This is a genomic window from Streptomyces sp. NPDC050418, assembly GCF_044458745.1.
Lineage (GTDB): Bacteria > Actinomycetota > Actinomycetes > Streptomycetales > Streptomycetaceae > Streptomyces.
In genome coordinates this window covers 573,884-600,596 of sequence record NZ_JBITIG010000001.1, presented here as the reverse complement: position 1 = coordinate 600,596, position 26,713 = coordinate 573,884, and the positions used below count along the sequence as shown (strand labels likewise).

The window sequence follows — 26,713 nt, the reverse complement described above, 5'->3', positions numbered from 1 at the left end:
CCCGGGAAAGGAGTTGACCTCAAGCAAACTTCAGGTTCTAGGTTCGTCGGCATGAGCATGGAAACCACAGCCTGGACGCAGCTGCACAGCGTGATGAACGCCCAGCAGGACCAGCGTCCCTTCGCCCGCGCCACCCTGCGCCGGATCGCCGACTTCGCCCGCCCGCACCGCCGACGCATCGGCCAGTTCCTGCTCCTCAGCGTGGCGATGGCGCTGCTCGCCGTGGCGACACCCGTGCTCGCCGGATGGGTCGTGGACGCCATCGTCGGCGGCGAGGACTCCGGGGTCGTCGTCCGCCTCGCGCTCCTGATCGCCGCCATCGCGGTGGCCGAGGCGGGCCTCGGACTCGTCAACCGCTGGCTCTCCGCGAGCCTCGGCGAGGATCTGATCCTGGCCCTGCGCACCACCGTCTTCGACCACGTCCAGCGGATGCCGGTCGCATTCTTCACGCGCACCCGCACCGGCGCGCTCGTCAGCCGCCTCAACAACGACGTGATCGGCGCGCAGCGCGCCTTCTCCAACACCCTGTCCGGTGTGGTCTCCAACGTCGTCACACTGCTGCTCACGCTCGCCGTGATGCTCAGCCTGTCCTGGCAGATCACCCTGCTCGCGCTCGTGCTGCTGCCCGTCTTCATCGTCCCCGCACGGCGGATGGGCACCAAGATGGCCCGGCTGCAGCGTGAGGCCGCCGCGCACAACGCGGCGATGGGCACCCGTATGACCGAGCGGTTCTCGGCGCCCGGCGCGACCCTGGTCAAGCTGTTCGGGCGGCCCGGCGAGGAGTCCGAGGAGTTCGCCGCGCGGGCCCGGCGCGTCCGCGACATCGGCGTGCGCACCGCGATGGCGCAGGCCACCTTCATCACCGCGCTCACCCTCGTCTCGGCGCTGGCCCTCGCGCTCGTCTACGGACTCGGCGGCTGGTTCGCGCTCCGCGGCACCCTCGACGCCGGTTCCGTCGTCGCCCTCGCCCTGCTCCTGACCCGGCTCTACGCACCGCTCACCGCACTCGCCGGCGCACGCGTCGAGGTGATGAGCGCGCTGGTCAGCTTCGAGCGGGTCTTCGAGGTGCTCGACCTCAAGCCGCTGATCGAGGAGAAGCCGGACGCGCGGGCCGTGCCGGACGGTCCGGTAGCCGTCGAGTTCGAGAACGTCCGCTTCGGCTACCCCGCGGCCGACAAGGTCTCCCTCGCCTCCCTGGAGGAGGTCGCCTCCCTCGACACCCGCGGCGGCGAGGAGGTCCTGCACGGACTGTCGTTCCGCGCCGAACCGGGCCAGACCATCGCGCTCGTGGGTTCCTCGGGCGCGGGCAAGTCCACCATCGCGCAGCTCGTCCCGCGCCTCTACGACGCCGACGAAGGTGTCGTGAAGCTCGGCGGAGTCGACGTACGGGATCTGAGCGCCGCCTCCGTGCGCGGCACGCTCGGCATGGTCACGCAGGACGGCCACCTGTTCCACGACTCCGTGCGCGCCAACCTGCTGCTCGCCCAACCGGCGGCCACCGACGAGGAGTTGTGGGACGCGCTGCGCCGCGCCCGCCTCGACGCCCTCGTCCGCGCGCTGCCCGACGGGCTCGACACCGTGGTCGGCGAGCGCGGCTACCGGCTCTCCGGCGGTGAACGCCAGCGCCTCACGATCGCGCGGCTGCTGCTCGCACGCCAGCGCGTCGTGATCCTCGACGAGGCCACCGCGCACCTCGACAACACCTCGGAGGCGGCCGTCCAGGAGGCGCTCGCCGAGGCACTCGACGGGCGGACGGCGCTGGTCATCGCCCACCGCCTCTCCACGATCCGCTCGGCGGACCAGATCCTCGTCATCGAGGACGGCCGCGTCGTGGAACGCGGCCGCCACGAGGAACTCCTCGCGGCCGACGGGCGCTACGCCGAGCTGCACCGGACGCAGTTCGCCGGGCAGGAGCGGGCACGGGAGCAGCGGGACGTCGTCGAGGCGGCGTGAGACGGCGACGGCGTGAGAGGCCCCCGGGGGGTTGGGCCTCTCACGCCGGTTCAGGGGCGGGTGCCCGTACGGCACCCGCGCGGGGTCAGGCGCCCGCGGCCCGCAGCAGGTCCGCGATCTCGTCCTGGCCCTTGTCCTCGGCGTGCTCGAGGGGGGTGACGCCGTCGCGGTCGGCGAGCTCCGGGTCGGCGCCGGCGTCGAGGAGGAGTTCGACGACCTCCTGGTGGTCCTCGCCGCCGTCGCCGAGGATGACCGCCTCCAACAGGGCGGTCCAGCCCAGGTCGTTGACGTGGTCGACCTTCATGTCGGTGCTCTTGAGCACCTCGCGCACATAGTCCGCGTGACCGTGCTCGCCGGCCGGGATGAGGGACGTACCGCCGTAGCGGTTCTCCAGGGTGTAGTCCGGGTCCGCGGGGATCAGGACGCGCGCCATCTCGGCGCTGCCCGTCACACCTGTCACCAGCCAGGCGCTGTCCTCCTGGTCGTCCTGCCGGTCCGGGTCGGCGCCCGCCTTCACCAGGATCTCGGCGGCTTCGACGTGATCGCCGGTGACCGCGAGGATCAGCGGCGTACGGCCGCGGTCGTCCGTGGCCTCCAGCTCGGCGCCCGCGTCCACGGCCTTGCGTACCGCGTCCGCGTCGCCCTTCCCGGCGGCGGCCAGGAGATCGGCGGAGGCCTTCGAGGACGCACCGGCCGGAGCCTTCCCGCCGGATTCCTTCGCCGCGGAGCTCGACGCGGGCCGGTCGGCCGGCTCGTCGTCACCGCTCGTACCGCAGGCGGCGAGGAGCGTCAGGCCGGCCGCGAGCAGCGCCGTCGGAACGAGGGTGCGGCGGCGATGGGTCCGTCGTACAGACTCCACGGTGGTCTCCTCAAAGTCAGGACAGTCAGGACAGTCGGCAGGGGCTTCGCTTAGAGCGCCTCGTCGTTGGGCTCTTGTCCCCTCGATCGTCTCCGACGGCCCTGGGCCCACGCATCGCACCACCGGCTGCTTCCGGGCAGGTCGGACGGCCCATCCGGGACACGCCGTACGGGCTACGGGAGGGTCGACCGATCAGTTGATGCGCGGCCGGTCCGCCGCCCGCGGGTCCGGATGGACCGCCTCCCGTATACGGAAGTCCACGCACCCTGGACCAAAGACGGAAGCGGCCCTGTGACCTGCGTCCATAGCGTCGAAGGCATGACGCTCGATGACACGAAGCACCGGCCGGACACCGCCGCCGCTCCCGGACCGCGCCGGGCCGGCGTACGGTCCGCGGAACGCGCGCTCGCGCCGGACCTCGCCCGCGGCCTGATGCTGCTCCTGATCGTGCTCTCCAACACCGCCTTCCACTTGTGGAGTTCCGACTACGGCCCCGCCGGCTGGCAGCCGGTCGACGGCGGCGCCCTCGACCATGCCGTCCAGTTCGGCATGATCACCGCCCTCGACCTGCGGGTCTACCCCCTCTTCGCCTTCCTCTTCGGCTACGGCATGGTGCAGCTCTACCGCCGCCAGGTGGCCGCGGGGACCAGCGAGCGCGACGCCGTACGGATCCTGCGGCGGCGCAGCGTGCTGCTCGTCGTCATCGGCTTCGCGCACGCCACCCTGTTCATGGCCGGCGACATCGTCGGCTTCTACGGCGTCCTCAGCTTCGTCCTCGGCTGGGTCTTCCTGCGGCGCAGCGACCGCGCGCTCAACTGGTGGATCGTCATCGCCACCGTCCAGCTGCTCCTCATCTCCGCCGAGCCCGTCATCTCGGCGCTCGCCGAGGGGAACCTGGGCTCGCTCGGCACCACCGGCACCCCGACCCCGGCGTACGAGCCGTACGCGGCCGAGCAGGGCGGCTGGCTCGCGGCGGCCGGAACGCGCCTGGCCACCGGGGCGTTCGTGACCTTCGCCGCCGCACCGCTCACGCTCGTCGGCGGCGCCTACGTCATCTTCCTGCTCGGCTTCTGGGCTGCTCGCCGCCGCATCCTGGAGGACCCCTCGGGCCATCTGCGGCTGCTGCGCACCACCGCCGTCCTGGGCATCGCGCTCGGCTGGCTCGGCGCGCTGCCCTCGGCGCTCGCCCACATCGGCGCCCTCGACCTGCCCGCGCACGTGCAGAGCGAGACGGGCATCCTGATGATCGTGCGCGAACTCACCGGCATGGCGGCCGGACTCGGCTACGTCGCCGCGATCACCCTGTTCGTGCACTGGTGGATGAAGCGGCGCGCCAAGTCCCGTACGCACGAAGCGACGTCGGGCAGCGCCACGGAAAACCGTGCGATCACCGCGGTGGCGGCCGTCGGCAAGCGGTCCCTGTCGTGCTATCTCGCCCACTCCGTGCTCTTCGCCCCGCTGCTCGCGGCCTGGGGTCTCGGCCTCGGGGAGCATCTGACCAGCTGGAGCATGGCCGTGTTCGCGGTCGGGGTGTGGCTGGTGACGGTGCTCGGCGCGTACGCCTTCGAGAAGCGAGGGTGGCGCGGGCCCGCGGAGGTCGTACTGCGGAAGGCCATGTACCGGTAGCCGGAAACGGGAGGGGCCATGGGGGCGCCCCGGCGGCCACCCCTGCGGGTGCGTCCTGCATGCTGGGGGACCGGACGCGGGAGGGGCGGCACGGTGAGTTCAGGGTGGGGGCACGAGCTCGGGCAGACGGCGCTGACGATCCTGGTGCCGGAAGCCGACGAGCTGATGCGGGAGGCATTTCCCGCACACGTCTCGGTGCTCTTCCCGTTCCTGCACGAGCGCGACATCGACGAGGCCGTACGGGACCGGCTCGCCGCGGTCGTCGGCGCCCAGCCGCCCTTCGAGCTGACCTTCGCCGAGTTCGGGCGCTACCCGGGCGTTCTGTACCTCGTGCCCTGGCCCGCCGACCCGGTCGACACGCTGACCAAGCGGGTCGTCGAGGCGTGGCCCGCCTGCGTCCCGTACCGCGGGATCTTCGGCGAGGACGGACTGCAGCCTCACCTCACCCTTGCCAACAGCGCCCCACCCGGCAGTGCGGACGCCGCGTACGACGCGGTCGAGAGCGACCTTGAGCCGCTGCTGCCGCTGACCGTGACCGTCCGCGCGGTGACCCTCGTCACCTGGGACGGGTCGGCCTGGCAGTCCACGGAGAGCTATCGGCTCGGCAGCGCGGACCGCGAGAGCCGCGACATCCGCGCCGCCCGGGCGCGCAGGCTCAACCGATCCTGCTCCTGATCGGGTTGGACGGTCCGCGGCTCCTGCAGATGGGGCGCACCCCGGCCCAGCGGCCACCGGCGCCTGGCCGGAGGAGGCGGGCAGCCGTCCGCGCTGCTCGTCGCGGTCATATCTGTCATGCCGGGTCAACGATCGAACCCGGCTTCGGTCGCACGGGTGAGTGCGGGAACGCGTGCGGCAGCGGGTGGACGGCAGCCGGAACGCCGGACCGCACGCCGCAGCCACGCCGGACCCCACGCGGCAGCCGTTTCCGCGCCGATTCGGGAACACCCGCCGCACCTGGCATCATCGTCGGCATGTCCGACCTGATCATCGCCGCCTGTGACGGTGCCGCCAAGAAGAACCCCGGACCCGCCGCATGGGGCTGGGTGGTCGCCGATGCCGAGGGCACCCCGCAGCGCTGGGAGGCGGGACCGCTCGGAGTCGCCACCAACAACGTCGCCGAACTGACCGCGCTCGCCGAGCTGTTGGAGTCGACCGACGCCTCCGTGCCGCTGGAAGTGCGGATGGACAGCAAGTACGCGATGCAGGCGGTCACCACCTGGATCAAGAACTGGAAGCGGAACGGCTGGCTCACCGCGTCGAAGAAGCCGGTGGCCAACCGTGAGCTCGTGATCCGGATCGACGAGCTCCTCACGGGCCGTGACGTCACCTTCCGCCATGTCGCGGCCCACCAGGCCGACGGCGATCTGCTCAACGCGATCGCCGACATCGCGGCCAGCGACGCCGCCGAGTCGCAGCAGCCCGCGGGCACCGCGCACGGCATGACGGAGATCCCGGCACCACGCGCCGACCGCGTCACCTCCGCACCGGCCCGCAAGGCCGCGCCCGCCCGCAAGAGCACGTCCGGCAACGCCGCGAGCGGCAAGAAGGCGCCGGTGATCAAGGCCAAGTTCGCGGGACGCTGCTCGTGCGGGCAGTCGTACGCGGCCGGCGAGAAGATCACCAAGCTCGCGTCGGGCGGCTGGGGCCACGAGGCCTGCGCCGCGTCCTGACGCCTTCCGGGCCCATGGCCCCGCTTGGTGCGGGGCCGGGCCGGTCCCTGAGACGGCCATGGCACCGGCCGCACCGCGGGCGCTACCCTGGCCGGAGCACTTGACCTGCACGGACGCAGGCAGGTAGCCGACCCTCAGGAGTAGCTCCATGCTGCGCACCATGTTCAAGAGCAAGATCCACCGCGCCACCGTGACCCAGGCGGACCTGCACTACGTGGGATCCGTGACCGTCGACGCCGAGCTGATGGCCGCCGCGGACCTGCTGCCCGGTGAGCTCGTGCACATCGTCGACATCACCAACGGCGCCCGGCTCGAGACGTACGTCATCGAGGGCGAGCCCGGCTCCGGTGTGATCGGGATCAACGGCGCCGCGGCGCATCTCGTCCACCCCGGCGACCTGGTGATCCTCATCAGCTACGCCCAGGTCGACGACGCCGAGGCACGTACCCTGCGCCCCAGCGTCGTGCACGTGGACGCCGACAACAGGATCGTCGAGCTCGGCAGCGACGCCTCCGCTCCCGTACCGGGCACCGACACGCAGCGCAGCCCGCAGGCACGGGTGCCCGCCGCCCGCGTCTGACGCTCCGGAGCGGGCCCGGCGGGACAGTGTCCGGCCGCCTTGGCAGACTGGCCCGCATGACAGACACCGTGATCTTCGACGACCGGCCCAAGGGCCGGCTTGAGGCCCGCGCCGAGGGTGAAGTCCTCGGCCACATCCAGTACTTCGTGCTCGACGAGCCCGCACCCGCCCTCGTGCCGGTGCACACCGTCGTGGAGCCCGCCCACGAGGGTCAGGGCATCGCGGGCTCGCTCGCGCGCGAGCTGTACACGATCGCCGCGCGCGAGGGCTTCGCCGTCGCGCCGCTCTGCCCGTACGTGGTGCGCTGGGCGGCCAAGCACCCCGACGAGGCGCCCGCGGCGACGCCCGAGCTGATGCACGCGGCGAAGAAGGCGCTGGCGGACGATCCCGGCAAATGGTGATCCCCACCGGCCCGGCCGGGCCGGGGCGTTGAGGAAATCCGGTGGGCGCGCCGTCGTCCCCGTGGCACGATGGCGCGCATGATCAAGCAGCGAACGCACCGCCTCCGGCCGGTACGGCAGGGGACGGTCCGGCAGCGAAAGGCCCATGGCGCGTAGGCGGCCGCGCGAGGTCCGGGCGGCCCGCCCGGCCCGGCGCGCGCCCCGCGTGGAGCGTGACGAGGGCCGGTACGGCGCGAAGCGCCACCCGCACGGAGCGCGCGCCTACCCCGGAGTGCGCCGGGTGCGTGAGGTCGACGGCCTGTCCCGGCGCGTCCTGGCCGAGATCGACCGCCTCGAACGCACCCGCAACTACCTCTTCCCCGGCGCCGTCACCGACGCCGTCCTGCTCTGGCAGGACTTCGCCCGCAGGCCCGCCGCCACGCACTGGTCGGTCAAGGACGCCGACCTGGAGTTCTACTGCTGCGGCGACCCGTTCGCGGCACGCGAGTTGCTCACCGTGGTGGAAGGCGCCCTGAGCCGACCCGCCGCCCGCGCCCTGCGTGCCGTACTGGCCGCGGCGGACGCCCGCTGGGCATGGTGAAGCCCTGGAATGCTGTGCACCCTCAAGCGGAGGAGCAGAGATGGCGCAGGACGACGTGGTCGTGACCCCGGTCGGCTGGGTGGCCGCCCAGGCGCAGAAGTACGAGGAGTCCGGCGGTACCAAGGGCACGACCGTGATGGGCGTGCCCTGTCTGCTGCTCGACTACCAGGGCCGCAAGAGCGGCCTGTGGCGGCGGACCGTGCTCATGTACGGGCGTGACGGCGAGGACTATCTGCTCGTCGGCTCCAACTACGGCAACGACGAGCACCCGCTGTGGTACCTGAACCTGCAGGCCAACCCGGCCGTACGGCTCCAGGTCGGCACGGAGCGCTTCGAGGCCACCGCCGAGACGCTGCCGCCCGAGGAGAAGGAACGGGTCTGGCCGGGCCTCGTCGAGCTGTTCCCGCGGTACGCGTCCTACCGCGCGAAGACCACCCGCGACATTCCCGTCGTACGTCTGCGGCGCAGCGGCGACTGAGTACGGACGGATACGGGCCGGTGACCAGCACCGGGACGGACCGCGACGGACCGGAGCGTGGATTCGGCGGGCGCGGGCAGGCGCCCCGGGAGACAGTGGTCAGGAGAGAGGCCTCCGTTTCCCTAGGAGGAGCACCATGACGCACCCGTACCCCGACCCCGTCGGGCCGGGGCCCACCCCCGGCCCGTATCCGCCGGACCCCGGCCGTCCGGGGCCGCCGCCCGACCCGGGTCCGATGCCCGACCCGTTCCCGCAGCGCCCCGGCCCCGAACCGGAGCCGTCCCCGTCGCCGATGCCGTCCCCGCCGGGCCGTGAGCCCGTCCCCGGACCGGAGCCCGAGCCGCAGCCGGGGCCGATGTCCTGAACGGCCCGCCTGCGTGAGTGCGGGGCGGCAGCCGCCTCGGCCGCCGCCCCGCGCATCAACTCACCAGCAAAGACGGCCGGTTCAGGCCGTGACCTCCGACCGGTCGCCGCCCCACAGCGTGTGGAACGAGCCCTCGCGGTCCGTGCGCCGGTAGGTGTGCGCACCGAAGAAGTCCCGCTGGCCCTGCGTCAGCGCGGCCGGCAGCCGCTCCGCGCGCAGCGCGTCGTAGTACGCGAGCGCCGCCGAGAAACCGGGCGCGGGCACGCCCTGCTGCGTGGCCGCCACGAGCACCGCGCGCCAGTCGTCCTGCGCCGCCGCGATCTCCTCGGCGAAGCCCTTGTCGGCGAGGAGGCTGGGCAGATCGGCGCGCGCGTCGTACGCCGCGCGGATGCGGTCGAGGAACGCGGCCCGGATGATGCAGCCGCCGCGCCAGATGGAGGCCACCGCGCCCAGGTCGATGTCCCAGCCGTACTCGTCGGAGCCCGCCTGGATCTCGTGGAAGCCCTGCGTGTACGAGACGATCTTCGAGGCGTACAGCGCCTGCTCGACCTGGTCCGCGAACGCCGCCTTCTCGTCCTCCCCGAGCGGCCGCGCCGTCGGACCCGCGAGCTCGCGCGAGGCCTCGCGCAGCGCCGTGTGACCCGACAGGGAGCGCGCGAAGACCGCCTCGGCGATCCCCGAGACCGGCACGCCCAGGTCGAGCGCGATCTGCACGGTCCAGCGGCCGGTGCCCTTCTGCTCCGCCTGGTCCTGCACGATGTCGACGAAGGGCTCGCCCGTCGCCGCGTCCACATGCGAGAGCACCTCGGCGGTGATCTCGATGAGGTACGAGTCGAGGCGGCCCCGGTTCCAGGTGCGGAAGATGTCCGCGATCTCGGCGGGGGAGTAGCCCGTGACATCCCTCAGCAGGTGGTACGCCTCGGCGATCAGCTGCATGTCGGCGTACTCGATGCCGTTGTGCACCATCTTCACGAAGTGCCCCGCGCCGTCCGGGCCGCAGTGCGTGACGCACGGCGTGCCGTCGGCGGCCTTCGCGGAGATCTTCTCCAGCATCGGACCGAGCGTGGCGTACGACTCCGCGGAGCCGCCGGGCATGATGCTCGGGCCGAGCAGCGCGCCCTCCTCGCCGCCGGAGACACCGGTGCCCACGAAGTGGATGCCCTGCTCGCGCAGTTCCTGCTCACGGCGGCGGGTGTCCGCGAAGTGGGCGTTGCCCCCGTCGATGATCATGTCGCCGGGTTCGAGGAGCGGGGCGAACTCCTGGATCACCGCGTCCGTCGGCGCGCCGGCCTTGACCATGATCACCAGGCGTCGCGGACGCTCCAGGGCGGCGACGAACTCCTCGGCGCTCTCGGCGGCGACGAAGGTGCCCTCATGCCCGAACTCCTCGACCAGCGCGTGGGTCTTGGCGGCGGTGCGGTTGTGCACGGCGACCGCGTATCCGTTGCGCGCGAAATTGCGGGCGAGGTTGCGGCCCATCACCGCAAGTCCCGTGACACCGATCTGGGCTGTAGTGCTCATGCCTGTCGCTCCTGGATCTTGGGAAAAGTATGTGCTGCCTGGGGCTCAGTAACGCGCGTACGTCTGGGATATGTTCCCGGCAACCTGTCCGACGGACGTTTGAGGGAGCGTTATCTCCATGGCCTTGTTCGATCTGCCGCTCGATCAACTCCGTTCCTACCATCCGTCGTTGCCGGCGCCCGCCGATTTCGATGTGTTCTGGGAGAAAACCCTCGCGGAGACGCGCGAGCACGACCTCGCCGCGCGCTTCGAGCCGGTCGACACAGGACTGAGCGGAGTCGACGTCCTCGACGTGACGTTCTCCGGCTACGGCGGCCATCCGGTGAAGGGCTGGCTGATACTTCCGGCCAACGCGAGCGAACCGCTGCCCGCGGTCGTCGAGTACATCGGCTACGGCGGCGGACGCGGGCTGCCGCACATGCATCTGCTGTGGGCCTCGGCCGGGTTCGCGCACTTCGTGATGGACAGCCGCGGACAGGGCAGCGGCGGCTGGGCCGAAGGCGGCACCGCGGATCCCGTGGGCAGCGGTCCCGCGTATCCCGGCTATATGACCCGCGGCATCGAGGACCCGCACGACTACTACTACCGGCGGCTGATGACCGACGCCGTACGGGCCGTCGAGGCGGCCCGCGCCCACCCGCTGGTGGACGCCGCGCGCACCGCCGTGACCGGCGTCAGCCAGGGCGGCGGACTGACGGTCGCGGTCGGCGGACTCGTGCCCGACCTCGCGGCCATCGCCCCGGACGTGCCGTTCCTGTGCGACTTCCCGCGCGCGATCACCCTCACGGACCGGATGCCGTACCGCGAGATCGGCGGCTATCTGCAGGCGCGGCGCGCCGACCCCGCGAAGATCCTGAAGACGCTCTCGTACTTCGACGGAGTGCACTTCGCGGCCCGCGGCACCGCGCCCGCGCTGTTCTCGACGGCCCTGGAGGACCAGACCTGCCCGCCGTCGACGGTCTTCGCGGCCTTCAACGCGTACGCGGGCGCGGACAAGACCATCGAGGTGTATGACTTCAACGGTCACGAGGGCGGCGGCCCGTATCAGCAGGCCGTTCAACTCCGTTGGCTGCCCGGCAGGTTGAGGGCGGGGCGCGAGGGCTGAGGGCGTTCTGGGCGCGGTGGATCAACTGGCGTGGATGACGGTGCAGTTGTCGCCAAGGCGGCCGAAGACCCTCTTGTCATGGCCTGTTCGGGGCCATTACGTTTGCGGGCCTTGACGCGCGTCGTTTGGGGGACAGCATGCCGGGCCGTCATCGCCGCAAGGAGCCGAACAGAATCCACCGCGCCTCGCTCACCGTGACGGTCGGCGGTGCGTCGATGGCGCTGCCGCTCATCGGCAGCGGCACCGCGCAGGCCGCCGACGTGAACACCTGGAACAAGGTCGCGGCGTGCGAGTCGAGCGGCAACTGGGCGATCAACACCGGCAACGGGTACTACGGCGGGCTGCAGTTCAGGCAGTCCACCTGGGAGGCCTTCGGCGGCGCACGCTATGCGCCGCGCGCCGACCTCGCCACCAAGGACCAGCAGATCGCCATCGCGGAGAAGGTGCTCAAGGGGCAGGGGCCGCAGGCCTGGCCCGTCTGCTCGGTCCGCGCGGGCCTGACCCGCGGCGGCACGGCGCCCGACATCGAGCCGGCGCAGGAGCGGGCCGCGGCCGGGACGGCCGCGAAGAAGAAGCGGGACAAGGCCGACACGAAGCCCGAGACCACGCCGCAGTCCAAGGCCGGACGCACCGAGATGTACACGGTCGTCCCCGGTGACAGCCTCTCCGGCATCGCCGAGGAGCGGGCCGTGCGCGGCGGCTGGCAGCGGCTGTACGCGGCCAACCGCAAGGTCGTCGGCCAGGACCCGAACCTGATCCTGCCGGGCCAGAGGCTCGCCCTGGAGTCACCGAAGGCGGGCGGCGGCACGGCGACACCGCCCCCGCCGAAGGGCACACCTCCACCGCCGGAGAAGGACGCCCGGAGCGCGCCCGCCAAGCCGAAGGCGACCGCGAAACCGGAGGTGACCGCGAAACCGGAGGCCGGGAAGCCCCGCTCGAAGGCCTCGGAGAAGCCCGCGGACAAGGCGACGGGCAAGACGGCGGACAAGGCCGACCGCAAGGCGCGCGACAGCAAGCCGCAGGGCGGGACGAAGAGCGCCCCGCGCCGCAGCGCCCCCGTCGCCGCCACCCCCAGCACCCCCTACCGCGCGGCCGGCGGCTCCTGGTCCAGCGGCTACCACACGGGCGTCGACTTCCCCGTGCCCACCGGGACGTCCGTCCAGGCGGTCGCCGAGGGCAAGGTGGTCTCGGCGGGCTGGGCCGGTGCGTACGGCTACCAGGTGGTGATCCGGCACGACGACGGGCGCTACTCGCAGTACGCGCACCTGTCCGCGCTGGTCGTGAAGCAGGGCCAGACCGTGAACGCGGGCCAGCGGATAGCCCGCTCCGGCTCGACCGGGAACAGCACCGGGCCCCATCTGCACTTCGAGGTGCGGACGGGGCCCGGGTACGGCAGTGACGTCGACCCGCTGGGCTATCTGCGGGCGGGCGGCGTCAGAATCTGATCATGTGCGGACAGGGTGGCTGTCCCGGAATCCCGGGCAGCCCGTCGTCCGCGCGGTCCTCGCCGTCCGGGCCCGCAGGCGCGTGCTCGGCGGCCACGGCACGGACGAGGTCATGCGCCGAGAACGAACCGGGTGAGTCGCGCGTATGGACCCCGGCCGGTGTGTCGGGGACGACCAGCGCCTCGGCGGCGGGGACGACCACGGTTTCCGGGGTGTCGGGCACGAGCACCGTCTCCGGCAGGAGCAGGTCGGCCGCGTCCAGGGCCACATCGCGGGCCGGGACCGGCTGCGCCTCTGACACCTGCACGGAGGCCGGGTCCTGCCCGATCCGCTCCGTGGTCAGCAGGATCAGCCCGCCGGCCGCCACGGCACCGAATCCGAGTGCGATCAGGGTGCCCGTGAGCCCGTACCGGAAGGTCTCTCCGAACAGGGTCAGACCGACCGCGGCGGCGACCACCGGGTTGACCACCGTGAGCACCGCGAGCGGGGCCGCGAGACCGGCGCCACGGTAGGACGCCTGCGACAGGAGCAGACCGCCGACCGCGAGCACGGCGATCATCGCGAAGCCGGGAAGTTCGTGCACGAGGCTGCCGGCCGAGAAGTCCACGGTGACGTTCTTCGTGAACACCGAGGCCATGCCGAAGGAGATACCCGATGCGGTGGCGAGCAGGACGCTGCGCATCACCGGGTGCCGGTGCACCGCGTGCGCGGTCACCATCAGTGCGCCGACGCCACCGAGCGTGGTCAGCGCCACGAGCAGCTGCTCGCCGCCGTCCAGGGCGTGCGACGCGGTGCCGCCGGTCAGGACCAGCATGCCCGCGAGGCCGACGGTCGCCATGATGGCGCCGCGCCAGGCGGTCGAACCGGCCTTGCGGCCCACGAACAGCGCGGCCATCGGCAGCGCGAAGACGATGGTGAGGGCGCCCAGGGGCTGGACGACGCTCAGCGGGCCGTAGGCCAGCGCGACGACGTGCAGGAGGCCGCCCAGGCTGTTGAGCACGACCGCGATCCACCAGCCGGCGCTGCGCAGAGGGGCGTATGAATGGCTGCGCCCGGTTGTGGCGACGCGCTCCTGCACGATGGCTCCGCCGGCGTAGGCGACGGCGGAGACGAGCGACAGGAGCACGGACAACGCGAGGGCACTCATATGTGCCTCCGGACGTTCTCGTGCGGCAGATGGTCGCGATTCATAACATCCACGATGACGCTTTCATTCCGCCCGGTCGTCGTCCCTGAGCACGCATTCCGGGGTACTGCCGATGGAGTACGCCGCACGCTGCGTAGTCCTCTGGGTGGGCGCCCGTGACCTGCGGGGGGAGTGCGCCGTGGGCTCGGTGCGCCCCCTGGCCTACGGGCGCCGGAACCGTACGCGGCCGGTGTCGAGGTCGAAACGCGCCCCCACGACCGCGGCGCGCCCCACCGTCGGATCGCCCGCCACCTGGGCGCCGACCCGCGCGATGTGGGTCCGTACGGCGTTGTCGACCCAGTCGCCTGGCCGGAAGCGGCTCGCGCGGGCGGCCGGCGCGATGGCGTCCACCACCCGCGCGAGATGCCCGTGCACGCGTCCGCCGTCGCGCACGTGCGCCACCGCCGCGGTGACCGCGCCGCAGCGCTCGTGCCCGAGGACGACCACCAGCGGTACGCCGAGCTCCTCGACGCTGTACTGCACGCTGCCGAGCACCGCCTCGTCCAGGACGTGCCCGGCGGTACGGATCACGAGCAGATCGCCGAGCCCCTGGTCGAAGACGAGCTCCGGCGGCACCCGCGAGTCGATGCACCCGAGCACCACGGCGAACGGATGCTGGGCCACCGCGACGGCCCGCCGCCACTGGCGGCTTTCGTGCGGATGCTCCGCGTGCACCTCGGCGTAGCGGCGGTTCCCGGCCCGCAGCCGCCGCAGCGCCTGCTCGGCCGTGCGCGGCAGGTCCCCGGGCGCCCCGGCCCGCGGGCCGGGCACTTGCGTGGCGACAGGGACAGCGGCGACCCCGAGACCGAGAAAGGCACGGCGCCCGCGCGCGGAGCCCTGACTGTCTGTGTTCATGGCGCCATGGTGGGGAGCGGTACGGACGCCGCACCGGGGATCGGCTCAGGTACCCACCTGTGGGTGACGTGGACCCTCCTGCCACGATGACGCCATGCCCGAGCCCCTGACCGCCCAAGACATCAGCCTGGTCGCCTCGGTCGGCGGCTTCTTCGCGCTGCGACGCGCCGCGGACGCCGCCGGCGGCGAGCGAGGTGACGGCAGCGGCGGTGCGCGCAGGGCGGGCGCCCCGCTCGCCGCCCTCTACGCGGGCGACGCCACCCCGCTCATGTTCCGTGTCGCCAAGGTCGGCGCGGCGATCGGTGCGCCGGAGCCCCGTATCGCCGTGTCGATCGCGCACCTCGGGCTCGCCGCCCGCCTGTGGTCCGTCGCGCTGGGGTCGGCCGCCCTGCACGGACGCATCCCCGACCTCGACCCGGCCCTCCTTCACTGGGACCCCGACGGGACAAGCCCCGACGACCTCACCCTCGCGGGCAGCGGCGCACGGCACCCGGAGGAACTGGCCGCCGTCGTCCTCGATCACCACCTCACCCCCCTCGCCGCGGCCGTCCGCACCGAATTCCGTATCTCGGAGGGCCTGTTGTGGGGCAACGCGGGCTCCGCGCTCGCCGCGTCCGCGCGCGAGATCGGCCGGTGGGCGCGGCGCACGGGGCAGTCGGCGGCCGCCGCGCGCGCCCGTACACTGGCCGCGGAGCTCTTCACGGACCCGCGGCTGCGCGGAACCGGCGAGTACGAGGGCCCGGACTTCCGGCGGCGCAGCTGCTGTCTCTACTACCGCGTCCCGGGCGGCGGTGTCTGCGGCGACTGCTGCTTCCGCACCCCGCCGCCACCGCGCTCTTCCGCTCCTCACCGAACTGGGTGACCATGAGGGTGCGCCGCCGACGCCGTGCGAGGGAGCGGAGGGCCGAGGGTGAAGGTCGGACTGCTCAGCCGTGAGTACCCGCCGGACGTCTACGGCGGCGCAGGAGTCCATGTGGAGTTCCTGGCACGGGAGTTACGGTCCCTCGCGGACGTCCGCGTGCACTGCTGGGGCACGGACCGGACCGGTGAGGCCGGGGTCCGGCGGCACACCGCCTGGAGCGAACTGGCCGATGCCAACGACGCGTTGCGCACCTTCTCCGTCGACCTCTCCATGGCCGCCGCCGTCGCCGACCGCGACCTGGTCCACTCGCACACCTGGTACGCCAACCTCGCGGGCCACCTCGCCAAGCTCCAGTACGGCATCCCGCACGTGATGACCTCGCACTCGCTCGAACCCCTGCGCCCCTGGAAGGCCGAACAGCTCGGTGGCGGCTACGCGTTGTCGTGCTGGGCCGAACGGACCGCCGTCGAGGCCGCCGACGCGGTGATCGCCGTCTCGCACGGCATGCGCGAGGACATCCTGGCGAGCTACCCCGCGATCGGCCCGGACCGGGTGCACGTCATCCACAACGGCATCGACACGGACCTCTACCGGCCCGACCCCGGCCGCGAGGTCCTCGCGCGCCGCGGCATCGACACCGGCCGCCCCTACGTCCTCTTCGTCGGCCGGATCACCCGCCAGAAGGGCGTACCCCATCTCCTGCGTGCCGCACGGCAGCTGGACCCGGACGTCCAGCTGGTCCTGTGCGCCGGCGCCCCGGACACCCCCGAGATCGACCGCGAGTTCCGCGCCCTGTACGAGGAGCTGTGCCGGGGCCGCGACGGCGTGCACTGGATCCCCGAGATGCTGCCGCGCCCCGAGGTCGTCCAACTCCTCACACACGCGGCCGTGTTCGCCTGTCCCTCCGTGTACGAGCCGCTCGGCATCGTCAACCTGGAGGCCATGGCCTGCGCGACCCCCGTGGTGGCGTCGCACGTCGGCGGGATCCCCGAGGTCGTCACCGACGGGACCGGTCTGCTCGTGCCGTACGACGAGAAGGACGGCGAGAGTTTCGAACGGGGCCTGGCCGAGGCGCTCAACACCCTGGTACGGGACGGGGAACGGGCCGCGCGGATGGGTGCGGCGGGGCGGCAGCGGGCGGTGGGCGAGTTCGGCTGGGACGCGATAGCGCGCAGGACGGCCGACCTGTACGAGGACCTCATGCGGAACCAGGGACGGGCGCACGGCGGATAACTGAACGCGGCGAAACCAGGAGGCGGCGATGCGGGGCGGACCTTCGGTGCTCGGAATAGTCCTGGCCGGCGGGGAGGGCAAACGGCTGATGCCGCTGACCGCGGACCGCGCGAAACCCGCGGTCACCTTCGGCGGCACCTACCGCCTCGTCGACTTCGTCCTGTCCAACCTGGTCAACGGGGACATCTTACGGATCTGCGTCCTCACCCAGTACAAGTCGCACTCCCTGGACCGGCACGTCACCACCACCTGGCGGATGTCCAGCCTCCTCGGCAACTACGTCACGCCGGTGCCCGCGCAGCAGCGCCTCGGCCCGCGCTGGTTCTCGGGCAGCGCGGACGCCATCCTGCAGTCGCTGAACCTCGTGCACGACGAACAGCCCGACTACATCGCGGTGTTCGGCGCCGACCACGTGTACCGGATGGATCCGCGGCAGATGCTGAAGCAGCACATGGAGTCCGGGGCAGGCGTCACCGTCGCCGGGATCAGAGTGCCGCGGCACGAGGCCTCGTCCTTCGGGATCATCACGCCCGCCAAGGACCGTACGCGCGTCGAGCGGTTCCTGGAGAAGCCCACCGATCCGCCCGGGCTGCCCGGCAGCCCGAACGAGGTCTTCGCCTCCATGGGCAACTACCTGTTCACCACCAAGACCCTCGTCGACGCCCTGCAGAAGGACGCCGAGGACCCGCGCTCCAAGCACGACATGGGCGGATCGATCCTGCCGATGCTCACCGAGCGCGGAGTCGCCCGGCTCTACGACTTCGACGACAACCACGTGCCCGGCGAGACCGGCCGCGACCACGGCTACTGGCGCGACGTCGGGACCCTGGACGCGTACTACGAAGCCCACATGGACCTCATCTCGGACCACCCGGTCTTCAACCTCTACAACCGCTTCTGGCCCATCTACACCCACCCCGGCCAGCTGCCGCCCGCCAAGTTCGTGGCCGGCGGGATCGCGGGGGAGTCGATCGTCAGCCCGGGCTGTGTCATCAGCGGCCAGGTGACCGGATCCGTGCTGTCGCCCGGTGTGGTGGTCGAGGCGGGCGCGGTCGTGCAGGGGTCGGTGCTGCACGACAACGTGCGCGTGGGGCGCGGCGCCGTCGTCCGCGGCGCGGTGCTCGACAAGAACGTGGACGTCCCGCCCGGGGCGACCATCGGCGTCAACCCCGAGCGGGACCAGGAGCTCTACACGGTGTCCAAGGGCGGGGTCATCGCCCTCGGCAAAGGTCAACCCGTCGATTAGACAGGCACGTTCACACGGGCAGGCACGTTCATACGGACAGGCCCGCTCACAACATCCGCCGCCGACGCCCCAGCCACGTCTGCGCGATCACCACCACGGCCAGGAACGCCCCGCTCACCACCTGCTGATAGGAGGAGTCGAGCGAGCCGATCTGGTTGATGATGTTCTTGATCACCTGAAGCAGCAGCACACCGGCGAGCGTTCCGCTGATGAAGCCGAACCCGCCGGTGAGCAGCGTCCCGCCGATCACCACCGCGGCGATGGCGTCAAGCTCCATGCCGATCCCGACGATCGTCACGCCCGAGGTCAGATACGCGGCATTGAGCGCGCCCGCAAGCCCCGCGCACAACCCCGACAACGTGTACACGGCGATCTTCGTACGGGCCACGGGGGCGCCCATGAGGGAGGCCGCGTCCTCGTTGCCGCCGACCGCGTACACGTACTGCCCGAAGCGGCTGCGGCGCAGCATCAGCCCGCCGAGTACGAACAGCAGCGCCGTGATCCACACCAGGAGGCTCACGCCGAACAGGCTGTCCTCGCCGAGCGTCGCGAGGAACGAGGTCTCGCCGACCAGATACGTGGTGGCGCCCTCGTCGGTGATCGCAAGCAGGATCCCGCGGGCCAGGAGCATCGCCGCGAGCGTCACGATGAACGGGGCCAGCCGGGCCTTCGCGATCAGCAACCCGTTGACCAGGCCGATCAGCCCGCACACCGCCGGCGGGAGGAGCAGCGCGACCAGCGTCCCGTACTGCGAACCCCACGCCGCGAGCACGCCGCCGAGCGCGAAGGTCGAACCGACCGAGAGATCGATGCCGCCCGTGACGATCACGAAGGTCATCCCGAGCGCGACGATCGCGAGGAACGTCGAACCGACCGCGATGTTCCCGAGGTTGTCGGAGGTCGCGAAGGAGTCGAAGCCCGCCGATGCGACGAGGACCGTGAGCAGCAGCGCCACCAGCGCGCCGTGCTGCTGGGCGAGCGCCGTGAGCTTCTCGCCGCGGCTCGCGCCGAGCGTCTCCTCCGCGGGCGGCGGGGCCGCCGCCACTGGGCTCTTCATCTCGGTACTCATCGCCTTCCCCGCTCCCGCGCCGCGTAGACGGCGGCGATGATCACTACGGCCTGGGCGATCTGCGTCCACGACGGCGGCAGATCGTGCTTGATGAGCGTGGCGGTGAGCAGCTGGATCAGCACGGCACCGGCGACGGTGCCGCCGATCCGCACCCGGCCCCCGCTCAGCGGAGTGCCGCCCACGACCACCGCGGTGATCGCGGACAGCTCCATCAGATTGCCGAGCGACGTCGGATCGCTTGCCGTGAGCCGGGCCGTCGCGAGGACGCCCGCGATGGCGGCGAGGGCGCCCGACACCACGTACACCAGGATCAGGACGCGGCGCACAGGAAGCCCCGCGAGCTGCGCCGCGGGCCGGCTGTCGCCGATCGCGAGCAGCTGCCGGCCGAACGTGGTGCGCCGCACCAGGAACGCGACGAGCAGCGCCAGCGCGACGGCGATCAGGACCAGATACGGGATGCCGAACACGTCGCCGCTGCCCAGCGAGGCCATCGTCGGGTCGCGGACGTCCTTGAGCTGCGGCAGGAACACATTCGCCAGTCCGCGGCAGGCGACCATCAGCGCCAGCGTGGCGACGATGGGCTGGACCCCGATGAAGGCGATCAGCGAACCGTTCGCGAGACCCACCAGCATCCCGCCGAGCACCGCGACGAGGATCGCCGCGAGCGGCCCGTATCCCAGATAGAGGGAGATGAGCGCCGTGGAGAGCGCCATCACGGACCCCACCGACAGATCCACGCCCTCGCTGCCGATCGCGAGCGCCATGCCGAGCGCCACGATCAGGACGGGGGCGACCTGGACGGCCTGGGTGCGGAAGTTCTCCGTGGACAGGAAGTTGGGGGTGAGGACAACGTTGGCGAGGAGAAGCACGAGGACGCCGGCGTATACGCCGTAGTCCTGCAGCAGCCGCAGCGAGCGGGCGCGGTCCAGGGGCTGTCCGCGCAGGGCCAGTTGGGTCATGGCGTGTCCGCCTCCGGATCGTCAGGATGTGCGGCGATGGCCTGCAGCAGCCGGTCCTCGGTCACCTCGGCGCCGGCCAGTTCGGCGACCACGGCGCCGTCCTTGAGGACCACGACCCGGTCCGAGCCCTCGATCAGTTCCTCCATGTCCGAGGAGATGAGCAGCACCCCGAGCCCGTCCTCGGCCAGCTCGTCGATGAGCTTCTGCACCTCGGCCTTCGCCCCGACGTCGATCCCGCGCGTCGGCTCGTCCAGGAGCAGCACTTTCGGCTGCATCGCCAGCCACCGCGCGAGCAGCACCTTCTGCTGATTGCCGCCGGACAGCTCACCGACCTTCTGATGAGGTCCCGCCGCCTTGATGCGCAGCCGCTTCATGAAGGTGTCGACGATCCGGTCCACACGCTCCTCGTCGACCAGACCGAAGCGGGAGAGCCCGGGCAGCGCGGCGAGCGCGATGTTCTCGCGGACCGAGAGGCCGGGCACGATGCCCTCCGCCTTGCGGTCCTCGGGCAGCAGACCGATCCCGGCGCGGATCGCCGCCGGTGTCGATCCCGTACGGACCGGCGAACCCGCCACCCGTACCTCGCCCTCGTCCGGCGGCAGCGCACCCGCCACCGCCTTCGCCGTCTCGCTGCGGCCCGAGCCGAGCAGCCCGCCGAGCCCCACGACCTCACCTGGACGGATGTCGAGGGACACGTCGTGCAGGGTGTGGCGGACCTTCAACCCCCGCGCGCTCAGCACGGGTTCGCCCCCGGTCTCGTGCTCGCCGCTGAACTTCGTGAGCCCGTCGCTGCGCACCTCGCCCACAGCGCGGCCCAGCATCAGCGAGACAAGCCGCAGCCGGTCGAGGTCCGCGATCGGGCCGGTGTGCACCAGCCTGCCGTCCCGCAGGACGGTGACCGTGTCGCAGACCTCGTAGAGCTCCTCCAGACGGTGGCTGACATAGACCACCGCGATACCGCGCTCGCGCAGCATCCGGATCACCCCGAACAGGGTCCGCACCTCGCGGGGTTCGAGCGAGGAGGTCGGCTCGTCCATCACGACGACCCGCGCGTCCACCTGCACCGCACGGGCCAGCGCCACCATCTGCTGCGCGCCGATGCCGAGGCTGCGCAGCGGGCGGGTGACATCGACCCGTACGCCGAGGTCGCGCAGCGCCTCGTCGGCCGCGCGGTGCATCCGGCGGAAGTCGATCAGGCCGAAGCGGTTGCGGGGCTCGCGGCCCAGGAACAGATTGCGGGCCACGCTCATCAGGGGAACGAGGTTGACCTCCTGGTAGATCGTGGAGATCCCCGCGTGCTGGGCCTCCAGAGGCGTGCCGAAGTCCACCGGCTCGCCCCGGTAGCGGACTTGGCCCTGGTCGGCGCGGTGGACGCCGGTGAGGACCTTGATCAGGGTGGACTTTCCCGCACCGTTCTCGCCGATCAGTGCGTGCACCTGCCCGGGATACACCGCGAAGTCCACGCCGTCGAGCGCGAGGGCGCCCGGGAAACGCTTGGTGACCCCCGTGACCCCGAGCACCGGCGCGGAACCGGGGGCGGGCGGCCCGCCCCCCTGCAGCGGGCCGCCCACGTCGTCCGTCGCCTCCATGCTCAATACGCCTTGCCGATCTCGGACTTCGCGTTCTCCTCGGTGTACTCGCTGTCCTTGATCACGACGTTCCGGCCGACCGCGTCGCCCTTCGTGAACGAGTCGAGAGTCTCGAACGCCAGTGGTCCGAAGCGCGGGTTCGACTCCACGACGCCCTGGATCCAGCCGTCGACGATGCCCTGCACCGCGTTGCGTGTCCCGTCGATCGTCACGATCTGCACGTCGCCGGCCTTCTTGCCCGCGCCCTTGAGCGCGTTGACAGCGCCCAGGCCCATCTCGTCGTTCTCGGCGTAGATCCCGGTGATCTTCGGGTTGGACTGGATCAGTTGCTCGGTGACCTGCTGGCCCTTCTCACGGGCGAACTCACCGGTCTGCTCGAAGACCACCTTCAGGTCCGGGGCCTTCTCGGCGACGCGGTCCTTGAAGCCCTTGGTGCGCTCGGTCGTGACGTTGTTGCCGGGCGAGCCGAGCAGGATCGCCACCTCGCCCTTGCCGCCGGTGGCCTCGATCATCCGGTCCGCGGCGCGCTTGCCCTGCTCGACGAAGTCGGAGCCGATGAACGACACGTAGTCCTTGCAGGCCTCGGCGTTGATCTTCCGGTCGATGGTGACGATCGGGATCTTCTTCTGCGCGGCGGTGCGCAGCACCGGACCCCAGCCGTCGGAGTTGAGCGGGGCGATCACCAGGACGTCGGCGCCCTTGGTGATCAGGTCCTGGACATCGCTGATCTGCTTGGAGAACTGCGACTGCGCGTTGGCCGTGAGGAGCTTGATCCCGCGCTCCTTCGCCTCGGCCTTGATGGAGGCGGTCTCGGCGATACGGAACGGGTTGGCCTCCTTCTCGGACTGCGAGAAGCCGACGGTGGCGCCCTTCAGGTCCAGCTCCTTGCCGCCGAAGGTCTTGAGGTCGCAGGTCTCCTGGTCGCCGGACGGCTCGGCGACCTCCTGGCCCGAATTCGCGCCCTTGCCGGTGTCCTTGGCGTCGGACGGGTCGTCCTCGGACTTGGCGCAGCCGGCGGCGAGGGCCAGGCTCAGACAGAGTCCGGCGGTCAGCAGGGTGTGGGTGGTCTTGCGGCGCAGACGAACGGTCGGCTTCATGGAGTCCCCATTACGGCGCGGCCCCGCGGCGCTCAGGCACGCGTGGGAGATCGGCTGGTGCGGTCAACTCACGGGTTTCCAGGGTTTTTTACATCGTTGGAAGGAGGCTGTAAACCCTTCGCGTCACGGCTGCCCGCAGGAGGGCCGTGGCGCGCGCGCCGGGTCCGCTCACCGGCGCCCCAGCGTGCTCTCGCGCTCCACCAGCCTGAATTCGGCGGTGAGTTCCCGTCCCTGCGGCTCCCCGTTGGCCGCAGCCGCCCCGCTCAGCCGACTGATCACCGACTCGACGGCGAGCCGCGCGATGGCGTGCTTGTCGGGCGAGACGGTGGTGAGCGAGACGGCGCCGAAGCGGCCCTCGACGATGTCGTCGAAGCCCACCACCGCCACGTCCCAGGGCACCCGCAGCCCTCGTTCGTGCAGCACCCGCATCGCGCCGATCGCGACCAGGTCGTTGTACGCGAACACGGCGTCGGGCCGCGTTCCCGCGTCCAGCATCCGCGCCATCGCCACGGCACCGTCGGCCCGGTCCCAGCCGCCGACCGGTCCCACCAGCGCGTCCGAGGCCTCGTGGCCCGCGCCGCTCAACTCCTCGCGCCAGCCCTGCAGTCGCAGGTGGGCGGGCCGGTTCGCGGTGTCGGTGCGGGCGCCGAGGAAGGCGATCCTGGTCCGGCCGAGGCCGAGCAGATGCCGCACCGCGGCCCGGGACGCCGCCACGTTGTCGATGGCGATGTGGTCGTACGGCAGGTCGTACTCGCGCTCGCCGAGCAGCACCAGCGGCACGTCGTCGGTGCGGGCGCGCAGATCGTCGGCCTCCAGCTCCAGCGGGCTGAGGATCAGGCCGTCGATGACCCGGGCCCGGAAGCCCTGGCTGACGAGGATCTCCTGTTCGCGATCGCCCCGGGTGTGGTCGAGCAGCACCGTGTAGTCGTGCTCCGCGGCCGCGTCGATGACGGCTCCCGCGAGCTCGGCGAAGTACGGGTTGCCGAGCTCCGGTACTGCGAGCGCGATAATGCCCGTGCGGCCTTTGCGCAGGTGGCGGGCGGTGAGATTGGGCCGGTAGCCCAGTTCGTCGATGGCGCGCTGGACCCGCTCGCGCATCGCCGGTGTGACGTGCTGGTAGTTGTTCACGACGTTCGAGACGGTCTTGATCGAGACGCCGGCGTATTCCGCGACGTCCTTGAGGCTCACCCTCACGTGATTCCCCTCCGGGGCGGGCGCCCCTGGCCGCCGCCCGTGACCTCGCTGCCACCGCCGAGCGGCGCGTGCATCGATGTACAGGCGTATGTACTGGCCGTTTGTCATGACCCTGGACAGCAGGCCGGTGCCGTGCTGTCATGCCAACTGCCGTTCCTTCCAACGTTGTACAGACTCATCCGACGACCCGCCACCCTTCGTCACAGAAGTGAGGATCGACGTGAGAGATCGCCCCGTGCATCGCCCCATGAGAAGACAACTGGCATTACTGCTCGCGGTCCTGCTCGCACTCGCGGGCCTGACCGCGCTGCCCGCCGCGCAGGCCGCGGAGATCCTGGAGGAACCCGTCAAGCCGCCCGGCCTCAAGGGTGAGTACTACACCCAATCCGCCCCGGGAGCCTTCGACTTCGCGGAACTGAAGACCACCGGATTCGACCCGAACCTCGACTTCGACAGCCTCGAATCCCGGCTGTCCGCCGCGACCGGCCGCAACGACGACGTGAGCGTGCGCTGGACCGGCAAGCTCGTCCCCGAGCGCAGCGGCGCGCACACCTTCGCCATCACCGGCGACAACGGCTTCCGGCTCTGGGTCGACGGCAGGCTCGCCATCGACCACTGGGTGGACGACTGGGACAAGGAACAGACCTCGCAGCCCGTCGAGCTGACCGCCGGCACCGCGTACGACTTCAAGGTCGAGTACTTCGAGCACTATGGCGGCTCGAACCTGCACGTCAACTGGATCCAGCCGGGCCAGGCCAAGCAGCCGATCCCGCAGTCGGCCTTCCGCCTCCCCGACGGCTTCGACTACGACGGCGCCTACGGCGGCTCCGTCCTCGCCTCCGGACGCACCCTGCGCCTGGACTTCATCCAGGAACTGGCCGCGCCGCCCGCGGAGTTCACCGACCACCTGGACGCCGTCATCGGGGGCGCGCCCTGGCCGCTGGGCGAGGCCCGCCTCGATCCGGACGACCCGGCCAAGCTCCTCATCGCCCTCGGCGAACCGGTCGTCGGGCAGGGCGGCCAGGTCGATCTGCGCTACGACGGCGAGGGCGGTCTGACGGGCGAGGACGGCAAGGCGGTCGGCGCGTTCTGGAGCGGCGCCACCAATGACTCCACGTACCAGCTGACCACCAAGTGGGGCGAGGACGTGCGCCCGTCCAACGCGTGGCGCGAATACCCGCGCCCGCAGCTCAAGCGTCCTGACTGGCAGAACCTCAACGGCACCTGGCAGTTCGCGGGCGCGACCGAGGGCGAGCAGCCGCCGTTCGGCCGGACGCTCGACGAGCGCATCCTCGTCCCGTACCCCGTGGAGTCGCAGCTCTCCGGCGTCGAGCGGCACGAGGACCGCATGTGGTACCGCCGCACCTTCACCGTGCCGAAGAACTGGACCGCCGAGGACCGGCGGATCAAGCTCAACTTCGACGGTGTGGACTGGCAGTCCGTCGTCTACGTCAACGGCACGAAGGTCACCGAGCACAAGGGCGGTTACGACCGGTTCGGCGCCGACATCACCGACGCCCTGAAGCCCGGCGGCACCCAGGAAGTCATCGTCGGCGTCCACGACCCGACCGACGCCGCGGGCGGCGAGAACCCGCCGCTCGGCAAGCAGCGCCTCGACCCGTCCGGCATCTGGTACACCTCCTCGTCCGGTATCTGGCAGACGGTGTGGCTGGAGCCGGTGGCCGCGGACCACGCCTCCGGGCTCAAACTGATCCCCGACGTGGCGGGCGAGCGGCTCGCGGTGGACGTCCAGGGCGTACGGGACGGACTGCTTGTCACCGCCGTCGCGTACGACGGGAAGCGCGAGGTCGGCCGGGCCGCCGGCACCTCCGGCAGCACGCTCCAGGTCCCCGTCCCCGACCCGCACTTGTGGTCGCCGGACGATCCGCACCTGTACGACATCAAGGTCCGCGTCGGCGACGACAAGGTGACCGGCTACTTCGGGATGCGCACCGTCAAGGTCGAGAAGACCGACGGGACGCCGCGGATCCTGCTCAACGGGAAGCCGGTGTTCTCGATGGCCACGCTCGATCAGGGCTTCTGGCCGGACGGGCTGCACACCGCGCCGAGCGACGAGGCGCTGGCGTACGACCTGAAGGCGCACAAGGACCTCGGCTTCAACTCCGTGCGCAAGCACATCAAGGTCGAACCGGACCGATGGTTCTACCACGCGGACCGGATGGGCCTGCTCGTCTGGCAGGACATGCCGTCCATGACGGCGGGCCGCACTCCGGACGCCGCCTCGCGGGCGCAGTACGAGCGCGAGATGAAGAAGATGATCGACCAGCATGTCTCCAGCCCGTCGGTGATCATGTGGGTCACCTTCAACGAGGGCTGGGGCCAGTACGACCAGGCGCGCATCGCGGACCAGGCGAAGGCCTGGGACCCGAGCCGGCTCGTGAACAACATGAGCGGACTCAACTGCTGCGGCGCGGTGGACGGCGGCAACGGTGACATCGCCGACGCCCACGGCTATCCGAGCCCGCTGCTTCCGCAGCCGGACGGCACCCGCGCGCTGGTCAGCGGCGAGTACGGCGGCCTCGGACTCGCCGTGCCCGGCCACGCCTGGCCCGTCCGCCACACCTACGTGGGCGTGGACCGCGCGAAGTACACCGACGAGTATCTGGCACTGCTCGACAAGGTACGGACGCTGGCCTGCCAGGGCAGCAACGGCGCCGTGTACACCCAGATCACCGATGTGGAGGGCGAGTTGAACGGGCTGCTCACCTATGACCGCAAGGTCCTGAAGGGTGACAAGCAGCGGATCAAGGCGGCCCACGAGGCGCTGATCCGGGACGCGGCGGCTCCGGGAGGTGTGCGGTGCGACTGAGAGGTGTGCGG

24 protein-coding genes are annotated in these 26,713 nt (G+C 71.4%); 15 read left to right on the top strand and 9 right to left on the bottom strand.

Features of this window, described 5'->3' with window-relative positions; genetic code table 11:
* The first annotated feature begins 57 nt into the window (after positions 1 to 57).
* Complete coding sequence (locus ACIBI4_RS02760) at positions 58 to 1,953, top strand: ABC transporter ATP-binding protein (protein WP_399202010.1); 1,896 nt, start codon at positions 58 to 60, stop codon at positions 1,951 to 1,953.
* 85 nt (positions 1,954 to 2,038) lie between these two features.
* Here the strand turns inward: ACIBI4_RS02760 and ACIBI4_RS02755 are convergent, their stop codons facing one another.
* Complete coding sequence (locus ACIBI4_RS02755) at positions 2,039 to 2,614, bottom strand: ankyrin repeat domain-containing protein (protein WP_399202009.1); 576 nt, start codon at positions 2,612 to 2,614, stop codon at positions 2,039 to 2,041.
* Positions 2,615 to 3,130: 516 nt separating this feature from the next.
* Between ACIBI4_RS02755 and ACIBI4_RS02750 the strand changes: the two genes are divergently transcribed.
* The 8 genes from ACIBI4_RS02750 to ACIBI4_RS02715 all read left to right on the top strand — a co-directional run bounded on the left by ACIBI4_RS02750 (position 3,131) and on the right by ACIBI4_RS02715 (position 8,511).
* On the top strand, positions 3,131 to 4,438 hold the full coding sequence (locus ACIBI4_RS02750) for a DUF418 domain-containing protein (protein ID WP_399201718.1): 1,308 nt from the start codon (positions 3,131 to 3,133) through the stop codon (positions 4,436 to 4,438).
* Between the two features lie 93 nt (positions 4,439 to 4,531).
* Positions 4,532 to 5,113: a 2'-5' RNA ligase family protein gene (locus ACIBI4_RS02745; RefSeq protein WP_399201717.1), complete on the top strand. Its 582-nt coding sequence runs from the start codon at positions 4,532 to 4,534 to the stop codon at positions 5,111 to 5,113.
* A gap of 296 nt (positions 5,114 to 5,409) precedes the next feature.
* Positions 5,410 to 6,108 carry a ribonuclease H gene (locus ACIBI4_RS02740; RefSeq protein ID WP_399201716.1) on the top strand — a complete coding sequence of 233 codons (699 nt, stop codon included), beginning with the start codon at positions 5,410 to 5,412 and terminating at the stop codon, positions 6,106 to 6,108.
* A 148-nt stretch (positions 6,109 to 6,256) separates the two neighbouring features.
* The gene (gene panD, locus ACIBI4_RS02735) at positions 6,257 to 6,688 is read left to right on the top strand and encodes an aspartate 1-decarboxylase (protein WP_399201715.1); all 432 of its coding nucleotides are present in this window, start codon (positions 6,257 to 6,259) and stop codon (positions 6,686 to 6,688) included.
* A gap of 56 nt (positions 6,689 to 6,744) precedes the next feature.
* Complete coding sequence (locus ACIBI4_RS02730) at positions 6,745 to 7,089, top strand: GNAT family N-acetyltransferase (protein WP_399201714.1); 345 nt, start codon at positions 6,745 to 6,747, stop codon at positions 7,087 to 7,089.
* Between the two features lie 145 nt (positions 7,090 to 7,234).
* Positions 7,235 to 7,669, top strand: a complete 435-nt coding sequence (locus ACIBI4_RS02725; RefSeq protein WP_399201713.1) for a hypothetical protein — start codon at positions 7,235 to 7,237, stop codon at positions 7,667 to 7,669.
* A gap of 40 nt (positions 7,670 to 7,709) precedes the next feature.
* Positions 7,710 to 8,147: a nitroreductase family deazaflavin-dependent oxidoreductase gene (locus ACIBI4_RS02720; RefSeq protein ID WP_399201712.1), complete on the top strand. Its 438-nt coding sequence runs from the start codon at positions 7,710 to 7,712 to the stop codon at positions 8,145 to 8,147.
* A 136-nt stretch (positions 8,148 to 8,283) separates the two neighbouring features.
* On the top strand, positions 8,284 to 8,511 hold the full coding sequence (locus ACIBI4_RS02715) for a hypothetical protein (protein ID WP_399201711.1): 228 nt from the start codon (positions 8,284 to 8,286) through the stop codon (positions 8,509 to 8,511).
* An 81-nt stretch (positions 8,512 to 8,592) separates the two neighbouring features.
* Here the strand turns inward: ACIBI4_RS02715 and gndA are convergent, their stop codons facing one another.
* A complete protein-coding gene (gene gndA, locus ACIBI4_RS02710; RefSeq protein WP_399201710.1) occupies positions 8,593 to 10,032 on the bottom strand; it encodes an NADP-dependent phosphogluconate dehydrogenase in 1,440 nt (479 codons plus the stop codon).
* A 118-nt stretch (positions 10,033 to 10,150) separates the two neighbouring features.
* On the opposite strand from gndA, the gene ACIBI4_RS02705 reads away from it, so the two are divergent.
* Complete coding sequence (locus ACIBI4_RS02705; RefSeq protein WP_399201709.1) at positions 10,151 to 11,137, top strand: acetylxylan esterase; 987 nt, start codon at positions 10,151 to 10,153, stop codon at positions 11,135 to 11,137.
* A 137-nt stretch (positions 11,138 to 11,274) separates the two neighbouring features.
* Positions 11,275 to 12,582 (top strand): transglycosylase family protein, encoded by a 1,308-nt coding sequence (locus ACIBI4_RS02700; protein WP_399201708.1) that lies wholly within the window; start codon positions 11,275 to 11,277, stop codon positions 12,580 to 12,582.
* Here ACIBI4_RS02700 and ACIBI4_RS02695 read toward each other — a convergent pair.
* Both ACIBI4_RS02695 and ACIBI4_RS02690 read right to left on the bottom strand, forming a co-directional pair.
* Positions 12,572 to 13,729 carry a DMT family transporter gene (locus tag ACIBI4_RS02695; RefSeq protein ID WP_399201707.1) on the bottom strand — a complete coding sequence of 386 codons (1,158 nt, stop codon included), beginning with the start codon at positions 13,727 to 13,729 and terminating at the stop codon, positions 12,572 to 12,574. The genes ACIBI4_RS02700 and ACIBI4_RS02695 overlap by 11 nt on opposite strands.
* Before the next feature lie 201 nt (positions 13,730 to 13,930).
* Positions 13,931 to 14,623, bottom strand: a complete 693-nt coding sequence (locus ACIBI4_RS02690; protein ID WP_399201706.1) for a carbonic anhydrase — start codon at positions 14,621 to 14,623, stop codon at positions 13,931 to 13,933.
* A gap of 94 nt (positions 14,624 to 14,717) precedes the next feature.
* Between ACIBI4_RS02690 and ACIBI4_RS02685 the strand changes: the two genes are divergently transcribed.
* The 3 genes from ACIBI4_RS02685 to glgC are packed head-to-tail and all read left to right on the top strand — an operon-like array spanning position 14,718 to position 17,964.
* On the top strand, positions 14,718 to 15,485 hold the full coding sequence (locus ACIBI4_RS02685; RefSeq protein ID WP_399201705.1) for a (2Fe-2S)-binding protein: 768 nt from the start codon (positions 14,718 to 14,720) through the stop codon (positions 15,483 to 15,485).
* A 48-nt stretch (positions 15,486 to 15,533) separates the two neighbouring features.
* A complete protein-coding gene (gene glgA / locus ACIBI4_RS02680) occupies positions 15,534 to 16,718 on the top strand; it encodes a glycogen synthase (protein WP_399201704.1) in 1,185 nt (394 codons plus the stop codon).
* A 28-nt stretch (positions 16,719 to 16,746) separates the two neighbouring features.
* The gene (glgC, locus tag ACIBI4_RS02675) at positions 16,747 to 17,964 is read left to right on the top strand and encodes a glucose-1-phosphate adenylyltransferase (protein ID WP_399201703.1); all 1,218 of its coding nucleotides are present in this window, start codon (positions 16,747 to 16,749) and stop codon (positions 17,962 to 17,964) included.
* A 46-nt stretch (positions 17,965 to 18,010) separates the two neighbouring features.
* Here the strand turns inward: glgC and ACIBI4_RS02670 are convergent, their stop codons facing one another.
* From ACIBI4_RS02670 to ACIBI4_RS02650, 5 genes are all read right to left on the bottom strand, one after another.
* Positions 18,011 to 19,033 carry an ABC transporter permease gene (locus ACIBI4_RS02670; RefSeq protein WP_399201702.1) on the bottom strand — a complete coding sequence of 341 codons (1,023 nt, stop codon included), beginning with the start codon at positions 19,031 to 19,033 and terminating at the stop codon, positions 18,011 to 18,013.
* On the bottom strand, positions 19,030 to 19,992 hold the full coding sequence (locus tag ACIBI4_RS02665) for an ABC transporter permease (RefSeq protein WP_399201701.1): 963 nt from the start codon (positions 19,990 to 19,992) through the stop codon (positions 19,030 to 19,032). Before ACIBI4_RS02665 ends, ACIBI4_RS02670 begins: the two co-directional genes overlap by 4 nt.
* A complete protein-coding gene (locus tag ACIBI4_RS02660) occupies positions 19,989 to 21,581 on the bottom strand; it encodes a sugar ABC transporter ATP-binding protein (RefSeq protein WP_399201700.1) in 1,593 nt (530 codons plus the stop codon). The genes ACIBI4_RS02665 and ACIBI4_RS02660 overlap by 4 nt, the downstream gene beginning before the upstream one ends.
* 2 nt (positions 21,582 to 21,583) lie before the next feature.
* On the bottom strand, positions 21,584 to 22,678 hold the full coding sequence (locus ACIBI4_RS02655) for an ABC transporter substrate-binding protein (RefSeq protein WP_399201699.1): 1,095 nt from the start codon (positions 22,676 to 22,678) through the stop codon (positions 21,584 to 21,586).
* A gap of 168 nt (positions 22,679 to 22,846) precedes the next feature.
* Entirely contained in the window at positions 22,847 to 23,872 is a 1,026-nt protein-coding gene (locus ACIBI4_RS02650; protein WP_399201698.1) for a LacI family DNA-binding transcriptional regulator, read from the bottom strand.
* Positions 23,873 to 24,119: 247 nt separating this feature from the next.
* Between ACIBI4_RS02650 and ACIBI4_RS02645 the strand changes: the two genes are divergently transcribed.
* The gene (locus ACIBI4_RS02645) at positions 24,120 to 26,702 is read left to right on the top strand and encodes a PA14 domain-containing protein (protein WP_399201697.1); all 2,583 of its coding nucleotides are present in this window, start codon (positions 24,120 to 24,122) and stop codon (positions 26,700 to 26,702) included.
* Positions 26,703 to 26,713: the final 11 nt, after the last annotated feature.

Excerpts from the sequence above, each read along its gene's own strand:
- ACIBI4_RS02695 (WP_399201707.1), bottom strand. The coding sequence starts at position 13,729 with ATGAGTGCCCTCGCGTTGTCCGTGCTCCTGTCGCTCGTCTCCGCCGTC.
- ACIBI4_RS02665 (WP_399201701.1), bottom strand. The coding sequence starts at position 19,992 with ATGACCCAACTGGCCCTGCGCGGACAGCCCCTGGACCGCGCCCGCTCG.
- ACIBI4_RS02645 (WP_399201697.1), top strand. The coding sequence starts at position 24,120 with ATGAGAAGACAACTGGCATTACTGCTCGCGGTCCTGCTCGCACTCGCG.
- ACIBI4_RS02690 (WP_399201706.1), bottom strand. The coding sequence starts at position 14,623 with ATGAACACAGACAGTCAGGGCTCCGCGCGCGGGCGCCGTGCCTTTCTC.
- ACIBI4_RS02725 (WP_399201713.1), top strand. The coding sequence starts at position 7,235 with ATGGCGCGTAGGCGGCCGCGCGAGGTCCGGGCGGCCCGCCCGGCCCGG.
- ACIBI4_RS02660 (WP_399201700.1), bottom strand. The coding sequence starts at position 21,581 with ATGGAGGCGACGGACGACGTGGGCGGCCCGCTGCAGGGGGGCGGGCCG.
- ACIBI4_RS02760 (WP_399202010.1), top strand. The coding sequence starts at position 58 with ATGGAAACCACAGCCTGGACGCAGCTGCACAGCGTGATGAACGCCCAG.
- ACIBI4_RS02740 (WP_399201716.1), top strand. The coding sequence starts at position 5,410 with ATGTCCGACCTGATCATCGCCGCCTGTGACGGTGCCGCCAAGAAGAAC.
- ACIBI4_RS02720 (WP_399201712.1), top strand. The coding sequence starts at position 7,710 with ATGGCGCAGGACGACGTGGTCGTGACCCCGGTCGGCTGGGTGGCCGCC.
- ACIBI4_RS02670 (WP_399201702.1), bottom strand. The coding sequence starts at position 19,033 with ATGAGTACCGAGATGAAGAGCCCAGTGGCGGCGGCCCCGCCGCCCGCG.
- ACIBI4_RS02750 (WP_399201718.1), top strand. The coding sequence starts at position 3,131 with ATGACGCTCGATGACACGAAGCACCGGCCGGACACCGCCGCCGCTCCC.
- ACIBI4_RS02715 (WP_399201711.1), top strand. The coding sequence starts at position 8,284 with ATGACGCACCCGTACCCCGACCCCGTCGGGCCGGGGCCCACCCCCGGC.
- gndA (WP_399201710.1), bottom strand. The coding sequence starts at position 10,032 with ATGAGCACTACAGCCCAGATCGGTGTCACGGGACTTGCGGTGATGGGC.
- ACIBI4_RS02685 (WP_399201705.1), top strand. The coding sequence starts at position 14,718 with ATGCCCGAGCCCCTGACCGCCCAAGACATCAGCCTGGTCGCCTCGGTC.
- panD (WP_399201715.1), top strand. The coding sequence starts at position 6,257 with ATGCTGCGCACCATGTTCAAGAGCAAGATCCACCGCGCCACCGTGACC.
- ACIBI4_RS02700 (WP_399201708.1), top strand. The coding sequence starts at position 11,275 with ATGCCGGGCCGTCATCGCCGCAAGGAGCCGAACAGAATCCACCGCGCC.
- ACIBI4_RS02705 (WP_399201709.1), top strand. The coding sequence starts at position 10,151 with ATGGCCTTGTTCGATCTGCCGCTCGATCAACTCCGTTCCTACCATCCG.
- ACIBI4_RS02730 (WP_399201714.1), top strand. The coding sequence starts at position 6,745 with ATGACAGACACCGTGATCTTCGACGACCGGCCCAAGGGCCGGCTTGAG.
- glgC (WP_399201703.1), top strand. The coding sequence starts at position 16,747 with ATGCGGGGCGGACCTTCGGTGCTCGGAATAGTCCTGGCCGGCGGGGAG.
- ACIBI4_RS02655 (WP_399201699.1), bottom strand. The coding sequence starts at position 22,678 with ATGAAGCCGACCGTTCGTCTGCGCCGCAAGACCACCCACACCCTGCTG.